9 protein-coding genes and 1 tRNA gene are annotated in these 8,305 nt (G+C 48.9%); 1 reads left to right on the top strand and 9 read right to left on the bottom strand.

Annotated elements, in window-relative coordinates; all coding sequences use genetic code 11:
* From O71_RS22760 to rpmH, 5 genes are all read right to left on the bottom strand, one after another.
* Positions 1-131: DUF2480 family protein (locus O71_RS22760; RefSeq protein WP_007658992.1), on the bottom strand; the 131-nt coding region annotated here is incomplete at its 3' end.
* Positions 132-140: 9 nt separating this feature from the next.
* Positions 141-839, bottom strand: coding sequence for a tRNA (adenosine(37)-N6)-threonylcarbamoyltransferase complex dimerization subunit type 1 TsaB (gene tsaB / locus O71_RS16470; protein WP_007658994.1), 699 nt, complete (start codon positions 837-839; stop codon positions 141-143).
* A gap of 105 nt (positions 840-944) precedes the next feature.
* The gene (locus O71_RS16475; RefSeq protein ID WP_007658996.1) at positions 945-2,594 is read right to left on the bottom strand and encodes a S41 family peptidase; all 1,650 of its coding nucleotides are present in this window, start codon (positions 2,592-2,594) and stop codon (positions 945-947) included.
* A gap of 28 nt (positions 2,595-2,622) precedes the next feature.
* On the bottom strand, positions 2,623-3,015 hold the full coding sequence (locus O71_RS22765) for a ribonuclease P protein component (protein WP_071530896.1): 393 nt from the start codon (positions 3,013-3,015) through the stop codon (positions 2,623-2,625).
* A gap of 57 nt (positions 3,016-3,072) precedes the next feature.
* On the bottom strand, positions 3,073-3,231 hold the full coding sequence (rpmH, locus tag O71_RS22770; RefSeq protein ID WP_007659000.1) for a 50S ribosomal protein L34: 159 nt from the start codon (positions 3,229-3,231) through the stop codon (positions 3,073-3,075).
* 147 nt (positions 3,232-3,378) lie between these two features.
* Between rpmH and O71_RS16485 the strand changes: the two genes are divergently transcribed.
* Positions 3,379-5,184, top strand: a complete 1,806-nt coding sequence (locus O71_RS16485; RefSeq protein WP_237717877.1) for a M61 family metallopeptidase — start codon at positions 3,379-3,381, stop codon at positions 5,182-5,184.
* Here O71_RS16485 and O71_RS16490 read toward each other — a convergent pair.
* The 4 genes from O71_RS16490 to O71_RS16505 form a co-directional block, all read right to left on the bottom strand.
* On the bottom strand, positions 5,181-6,416 hold the full coding sequence (locus O71_RS16490) for an NAD(P)/FAD-dependent oxidoreductase (RefSeq protein ID WP_007659004.1): 1,236 nt from the start codon (positions 6,414-6,416) through the stop codon (positions 5,181-5,183). The two genes, O71_RS16485 and O71_RS16490, sit on opposite strands and share 4 nt — an antisense overlap.
* A 204-nt stretch (positions 6,417-6,620) precedes the next feature.
* Complete coding sequence (locus O71_RS16495) at positions 6,621-6,821, bottom strand: hypothetical protein (RefSeq protein ID WP_007659007.1); 201 nt, start codon at positions 6,819-6,821, stop codon at positions 6,621-6,623.
* Positions 6,822-6,977: 156 nt separating this feature from the next.
* The gene (locus O71_RS16500) at positions 6,978-7,901 is read right to left on the bottom strand and encodes a PfkB family carbohydrate kinase (protein WP_007659009.1); all 924 of its coding nucleotides are present in this window, start codon (positions 7,899-7,901) and stop codon (positions 6,978-6,980) included.
* A 154-nt stretch (positions 7,902-8,055) separates the two neighbouring features.
* Positions 8,056-8,132, bottom strand: a tRNA-His gene (locus tag O71_RS16505).
* Between the last annotated feature and the right edge of the window lie 173 nt (positions 8,133-8,305).

Here is an 8,305-nt window from a genome sequence, read left to right on the forward strand (position 1 = left end):
TCCCGAAGAATCAAACCCTGGAACAGGTTATCCTTAATATCATACACCACCCGCTCACCTGGATGAAGCAGTTCTTCCAGGTTCAGCGTTACAAGTGCGCTTTGTGCTACTTTGTTTATTATATCTGACATTGTTATAGCTTATTTAATCGTGTTCTTAGTAGGACTTGTTATATAAACATCCTTCAGATAGAAGGGTTCATAATAGGCCACGTCTTCAAATGCTTGTTGCTCGTACTTCACCGTCGCGAGTTGACCGATCGGTTTTGCAGATGGCTGTATACTATCTATGAACAATGCATGCTTATTTCCCTCCACCAACTTTTTGAACTTGCCAGCTCCGTTGCCAAAAAAAATGATCGGTTGACTTGTTAGTTGCTCCTGAAAGCTTTGCTCGTCCAACACTACAGGAGTCACTGGCATCAGCTCTTCCAAGTCGGAGCTGAGAAGACAGGTATAGACTTCCATACGGCGGGCATCGATCATGGGGCAAAACAAGTAGTGCTGCGCATTAGGCACACTATCGATTGCCTGCTTCGCCAAACCATATAAAGTAGAGACCTCCAGCAGTGGGATGTCCAGCGAGTAGCAAAGACCTTTGGCTGTGGAGCTGCCGATGCGCAAACCCGTGTAAGACCCCGGCCCTCCCGATACAGCCACAGCGCTCAGGTTGTGCAGGGTATAGCCACAGTTCTCAACAAGCTGCGAGATCATGACCGTAATATGTGAGGAGTGGGACTTTTCAATCTGCAGCTCAGATGCCCCAAGCAGGTCCGCTCCTTTATATAAGGCAACAGAACATACAGTAGAAGAGGTTTCGAGCGCGAGGAGTAGTGGCATAATTGAACTTATAATGAATGAGATGACAAAAGTACGGCCGAAAGATCAAGAAACAAAAAGGGTGATACCGTACCAGCACCACCCTTCTATTTATACCTTATCCTTTTACTTCACTTTCAGGTAAGACGCATACTCCTGCTGATCGCTGAGCACACGCTTTGCCATCAGTATATCCGGGTCGTCATCAAACGAAGACTCGATATAGCCCTTTTGCAGATAGTAACGGGAAGCGATCTCAGCCTCCAGCATTTCCTGTATCTCAGTACGGAAACGCATCAGGTCATTCGACTTGTTATGCGAAACCTTTTTCTTGATGGCATCCAGCTCCAGCTTGATGTCATCCAGGTGTTTGCCATCCTTCGCCTGCTCTGTCAGATCTTCCAGCTCGCGTTCTATCTTAGTAGTGTAGTTCACATCTTTGTTATCCAGGAAAGCAACGAACTGCTGGTAGTCAGCATCAGTCAGCTTAAACTGCTTGGCCGAAGGTATAGTAGGATTCTCGGCTCTATACTTATTGGCATACTCAAAGAAGTAACCTTTGGCTGCGATGGTTCTGGCGATTTCAGAGTAAGTCTTGCGGGTAACTTCCACATCCGGGCTTACACCACCTCCATCATAGACAATACGTCCGCCGGCTGTTTTGTGAGCCACTTTAAGCGAATCCGGAATTTTGCCGGCGCTACCGTCTTCATTGCGGTGCTTGTAGTCAATTGCCTGGATGCTACGGCCGCTCGGGATGTAGTACTTGGCAGTTGTTACTTTAAGTTGTGAGTTATAGGAAAGCGGGCGGGTAGCCTGTACCAAACCTTTACCGAATGTGCGCTCCCCTACCAGCACAGCACGGTCATAGTCCTGCATTACACCGGCTACAATCTCTGAGGCAGAGGCACTGCGCGAACTGGTCAGAATGACCATAGGCATACTTTTATCGAGTGGCTCATCCAGCGCCTTGTAAGTCTTGTTCCACTCTTTTACTTTGCCTTTAGTGCTAACGATATCCCGGCCTTTGTCAACAAACAGATTGGAGATGTTCACAGCTTCGTGCAGCAAACCACCCGGATTGTCACGCAAATCGAAAATGATTTTCTTAGCTCCCTGCTCTTTCAGTTTCTGCACCGCGGTCCTTACCTCCTTAGAGGCATCCACTGTGAAGCCTGACAATTGGAAGTAACCGATCTCATTGTCGATCATGCCATAGTAAGGCACATTGTCAACCATGATGTTAGCGCGGGTTAGCTCTACTGTTCGGGATTTGTTCTGTCCGTAGCTGCGCACCTCCAGTTTTACAGTAGAGTTGGCCTGCCCCTTCAGCAACTTACTCACTTCAGAGGTAGTCTTACTGGAAACGTTTACGCCGTCGATCTTAACGATCTCGTCGCCAATCACCAGACCAGCTTTGTGAGCAGGCGAGTTTTCATACGGCATTTGCACCACAATCTTGTTGTTGCGGCTACCGATGAGCGCACCGATGCCACCATACTGCCCGGTGGTCATGGTTCTGAAATCCTCAATATCGTCTTCGGGAATGTAGTTGGTATAAGGGTCGAGCGACTTGAGCATCGCGTCTATACCTGTGCGCACCAGTTTGGATGGCGGCACTTCGTCTACATAGTAGGTATTTACTTCTTTGAAAAGCGTGGCAAAAACGTCGAGGTTTTTGGCAATTTCGAAATAGCGCTCCGACTCTGTCTTAAAGGAGAAGAGGGTCAGCGCAAGGCAGCCAATGAGGAGGCCGGCTATAGACTTCTTATACATAATATTCCGGGTTTAGGGCGGGGTAAGACTATCTAGTCAAACAACGTTCCAAACCGGAAATTAGTTTTTTTTGGATTGTATCAAAGGATTTTTTTTCCTTGCCGATATAAATAATGGCAAGGAGGCTGGGGGCCTGCCCTTGATTTTGGGTAAGAATGTGCTTGTTAAGGCGGTAAGCCTCACGCATCTGACGCTTCAGGCGGTTACGGTCGACGGCACGCTTAAAATGGCGCTTCGATACCGATATAACCAACTGTGTATTGTCGAAAAGAGCATCTTCAGGTGTGTGATAGACAAACCTGAGCGGATACAAATTAAAAGAAGAACCCTTGCTAAACAGCAGCGAGATTAGGCGCTTACTGCACAAGCGTTCTTCTTTCGAAAATGTATAGGAATTCGGTTGCTGAGCTTTATCGTTCATTCACGGGATCCATCCAATAATAGAGCGGCTCCGGACTGAGCAAAGCACAACCGAAAATTAAGCCTTGTGTCTTCTTTCGTCAGAAACAGTCAGTTTCTTTCTGCCTTTAGCTCTTCTGCTAGCTAGCACTCTTCTTCCGTTAGCGGTTTCCATTCTTGATCTGAAACCGTGCTTGTTTCTTCTTTTTCTCTGCGAAGGCTGGAATGTTCTTTTCATCGTCTGCCAATGGTTTTATTATGGCCTGCAAAATTAGGGAAGCTTTTCTAAAATAGCAATCCCACCTCCTATATTATTTCAAAAAATACAGAAAAAGGGGCTTAATGATCATTCTAAACCATTAATAACGCGTAGCTATACCTTAATTTGGAGATCCTGCGAACCCGTATACCTGTGCTAAGCGCAAATTACTTTAATTTTACACCGAACCCCATACCATCTCTTGTTATGATCCGGCACCATATTTCCTACACTAATCCGCTCACGCATTTTCTGGATATCACCATCACCATACCTGATAACAACCACCAGGAGCTATACCTTCAGCTGCCCGCCTGGCGCCCGGGCCGCTACGAGCTGCAGCACTTTGCCCAGAAGCTGCGTGTTGTTACGGCCCATGCAGACGGCGCGGCTATACCTGTGCGCAAGGTCACCAAGGACCGATGGCTGGTTGAGACAAATGGTGCAGCGCAGATCGAGGTACGCTACAGCTTCTATGCCCGGCAAATGGACGGCGGCGGCTCCTGGCTCGACGAGGAGCAGCTATACCTGAACGGCATCAACTGCCTTATGGCGGTGGAAGGCCGTGAGCACGAGCCGCAGCAATTGCAACTGGCTATACCTGCCGACTGGCAAATCGCCTGCGGACTACCCGAGACGGAGCCGCATACCTTGCAGGCTGAGAATTATGACCAGCTGGTGGACAGCCCACTGATTGCCAGCGCCTCCCTCCAAAAAGAGACTTATACCTTGGCTGGTATACCTTTCCACATCTGGATACAGGGTAGCTGTCGGCCGGACTGGAAGCGGATCAAGCAGGACTTCGAGGCATTCACAAAGGAACAGCTGGAGGTGTTCGGCGATTTCCCTGTAGCGGATTACCATTACCTGAACGAAATCCTCCCCTACCGTTTCTATCATGGCGTAGAACATGTCAACTCTACCATCATTACGCTCGGGCCCGGCGAACTGCTGATGACACCTGCCCTGTACAAGGAGTTTCTGGGCGTAAGTTCACATGAGCTCTTCCATACGTGGAACGTGAAGCAAATCCGCCCCAAGGAGATGCTGCCCTATGACTTTACCGGGGAGAATTACTTCCGGACGGGCTATGTGGCAGAAGGCATAACAACCTACTACGGCGACTACATGCTGGTGCGCTCGGGCGTGTTTACGGCAGCGCAATATTTCGACGAACTCAACACCACCCTGCAGCGCTATTTCGCCGACTACAGCCGAAACAACATGTCTGTGGCCGACTCCTCTTTCGACCTCTGGCTGGATGGCTACAAGCCCGGTATACCTGATCGCAAAGTGTCTATCTACATCAAAGGGGCTTTAACGGCCATGCTACTAGACCTGCAGCTGCGTCGTGCTACCTCCAATCAAGCCAGCCTGGACGTGGTGATGCGCCAGCTTTGGGAAGAGTTTGGTAAGCGAGGTATAGGCTACACCGAACAGGATTATGAACAGCTCGTGCTGCGTGTCGGAGGGGAAGAATTCAGGAGCTATTTTGATCGCTACATCAATGGTACCGCTCCTATTGAAGATGCCCTGGACGAAGCACTTCACTACGTGGGCTGTACGCTACAAGCAGAAGAAAACGCCATGATCACCGAGCGGCTTTTCGGGTTTAAAACGGTTACTGACACGCAAATGACCAAAGTAACAGCCATCGCACCAAACTCACCTGCCAGCACGGCATTAAGTGTAGAGGATGAACTGATAGCGGTAAACGGACGGAAAATTGAGCAGAATCTGCAGTCTCTATTGGCTGATACGGACCTCATGCAAGGTATAAAGCTGATGCTTTTCCGAAATAAAAAGCTTCGCCAGCTAAGGCTGGAGCCAAGCCAGCAAACCTACTACAAAAAATATAGTATTGCCAAGCGACCGAACGCGACAGACTCCGAAAAACAGAACTTTAAGCTCTGGTTGAAACAGGAGTTCTAGTTAAAAATCAGCTTGAGGTAGAAAGACGGCTGCTTGAGTCGCTCACGCAGGTCGAGGTCAGTGAACATGCAGGAGATGGTTTCGGCCAGTGCCTGGTTTTTGGAGGCTTTGCTGGCTACCTGGTTAAAAAGCCACGGGTAGTCTAGCAGGCGCTGCATGCGGCGGCTCAGCTTGAGTTCCTTCCAGAGGCGGTTATAAACTGCCTTGTCGTAGCCCTGCATGAAGCCGGAGGAGAAGTTCTTCTCCTGCAGGCACAACTCTGCTTGTGCAGCCGCCCATCGACCGCTGATCATGGCGTTACTGATGCCTTCGCCGGTAAAGGGATCGATCAGGGAAGCGGCATCGCCCACCAGCATGTAGTTATCGCCGGAGATCACCCGCTTCTTAGAACCCAGCGGCAGGCCATAGCCTTTGATATAACCCATCAGTTCGGCACCGGCAAAGCGTTGCTTGAATTCCGGATGGCTTTCGATCATGCGCAGCATTTCCTTTTTCAGGTTCACCTTTTTCTGGCTCACCGTCTCGCTCAGCATACCTACGCCTACATTGGCATAGCCACCCGGCAGCGGGAATATCCAGAAATAGCCCGGCAAAAAATCCTTCAGGAAGTGCAGCTCAATGAAATTGTCTTTGTCCAGCCCTGATACATTTTTGTAATATGCCCGAAGGCCGGCGCAATAGTGGTCCGGCTCCTGCTTTATACCTGCCGTCTGTCGAGCAAAGGAAGAGTGCGCCCCGTTGGCTGCAATCAGCAATCGTGTGCTGAACTGATGCCCGCCGCTTTTATCTGTCAGCGAAAATCCCTGATCCGTTCTTTCAATTTTGGCCATGTCCATACCTTCCAGCAGCGTTATCTCAGGCCGCTGCCTTACTTGTTCGATCAGGAAATTGTCGAAGTCTATCCTCTTGGAGATGTAACCGGAAGGGATATCCTGCGCAGGGTCGTAGTTATGTTTGAAAGGCACGCTCAGTTTGTGCCCGGCTGGCGAGATAAAATGAATGCCCCAGGAGGGTAGTTGCGTCTGTTGTTCGCCCAACATGGCGGGCATGCTGGGATCGATACGCTTCAGTTCGTTCACCACTTTGCCGCTCAGCGCATCGCCGCATACCTTGTCTCTGGGGAATACTGCTTTGTCAAGAAGCACACTGCGGATGCCCTTATTGGCCAGGTGCAGGGCTGCTGTAGCACCGCCCGGCCCGGCGCCCAGTATACAGATGTCGTGTTGCTGCATGCTTTGCTTCTATTGAACGAATCTAAAAATAAACAGCAAACCCGAACCTAGCGCTATACCTGCTCAAAAAAGGACATAAAAAAAGGAAAGCCCTCAGGCCTTCCTCTCCTTTTCCATAGTCTTATTTTGTATTCCTGGCGTGCTTACTTTTTGTAAGAGGTGTTGTTAGCACCATCCGCCAGGTCAGTTTTGGTCGCTTTACTTTTATTTTTTGTCGTAAGGCATGTTATTACCGCCCTTTGCCAGGTTACGGTTCGGGTTCTGCACTTTTGTCTCGCTATCGTTCAACGCATTTCGGTTCGGATTCGTGTCGATGTTACCCATTGGCTTTTTAGGATCTTTGCCTTCCGGGTTATTCTTTTTTAACTCGTCCAGTGTTTTTTTATTTTCGTTTTTTAAGCTCATTTTCGTCAGTTTTAAGGTAATCTATACTTTAGTTTTACCTTTAACACCTCCACTTTGTTACATTTTAGTACAATTTCACCTCATACTACCTATGTGCATAAAGCGAAAAAGGGAAGCCGTAGCCTCCCTTTTTCGTAATATATAAATTTCTTATACTTAGGATAATACTGTATCAAAAGCCACCAGGCTCACAAACTGCTGCACGCGGTTGTCAATTTCCTGCTGACCCAGGTTCTTCAGTCTTTCAGTACCAAATTTCTCAACACAGAACGACGCCATGGCCGAACCGTGGATGATGGCACGCTTCATATTCTCGAAGCTGATGTCGCCTGTGGCGGCGATGTAGCCGATGAAGCCTCCTGCAAAGGTATCGCCTGCTCCGGTTGGGTCGAACACTTCTTCTAGCGGAAGGGCCGGAGCGAAGAATACTTTGTCATCGTGGAACAGCAGGGCACCGTGCTCACCTTTTTTGATGATCAGGAATTTCGGGCCCATCGCCATGATCTTACGGGCAGCTTTTACAAGTGAATACTCACCACTCAGCTGGCGTGCCTCTTCGTCGTTGATCGACAGCACGTCCACCATACCAATCGTCTGCTGAAGTTCCTCCATGGCAATATCCATCCAGAAGTTCATGGTGTCCATCACGATCAGCTTCGGGCGGTTGGTCAGGCGCTCCAGCACCGTGCGCTGCACCTGTGGCGCCAGGTTGCCCAGCATCAGATACTCGCAGTTCTGGTAAGCCTCCGGGATGATCGGATCGAAATCACCCAGTACGTTCAGCTCCGTTACCAGCGTTTCGCGGCTGTTCATGTCGTTGAAGTAGCGGCCAGACCAGAAGAAAGACTTCTCGTTCTCCTTCACCTGCACGCCTTCGGTGCTGATGTTGCGCTGGTGCATCAGACTGATGTGATCCTGATCAAAATCGCCACCCACAACCGACACCACGTTCACGGGCTTTACAAAGTAAGAAGCCGACAGCGAAATGTATGTGGCGGCACCGCCTACGATCTTATCTGTTTTCCCGAAGGGTGTTTCCAGCGCGTCAAACGCCATCGAACCTACTACTACTAAGCTCATATCTTTGAATTGTTGATTGTTAACTTAATTGTTGATTGTTAAATGGTTAAATTGTTGTTTCACTAAATGAATTTATTATCACCCATTTAACCATTCACACATTTAGCAATGCAATATAAATAAAAAAAGCCCCTGAAGGTTTGCTTCAAGGGCTTGGGGTGGAAGATGGGTCTCGAACCCACGACCCCCAGAATCACAATCTGGTGCTCTAACCAACTGAGCTACAACCACCGTGTCTCGTTTGAGAATGCAAATATACGTGCCGTTTTCTTATTTACAATACGCAGAAGGCATTTTTTTGAATAAAATTCGTATCTCCCTGTTTGCTTTAGACTTACAAATCAGCCTCCGTTAGGTATAGCGCTTACTTATTCAGTTTCGTGCCGCACCAGGGCAGTAGTTGA

It is taken from the genome of Pontibacter sp. BAB1700, from assembly GCF_000277005.1.
Lineage (GTDB): Bacteria > Bacteroidota > Bacteroidia > Cytophagales > Hymenobacteraceae > Pontibacter > Pontibacter lucknowensis.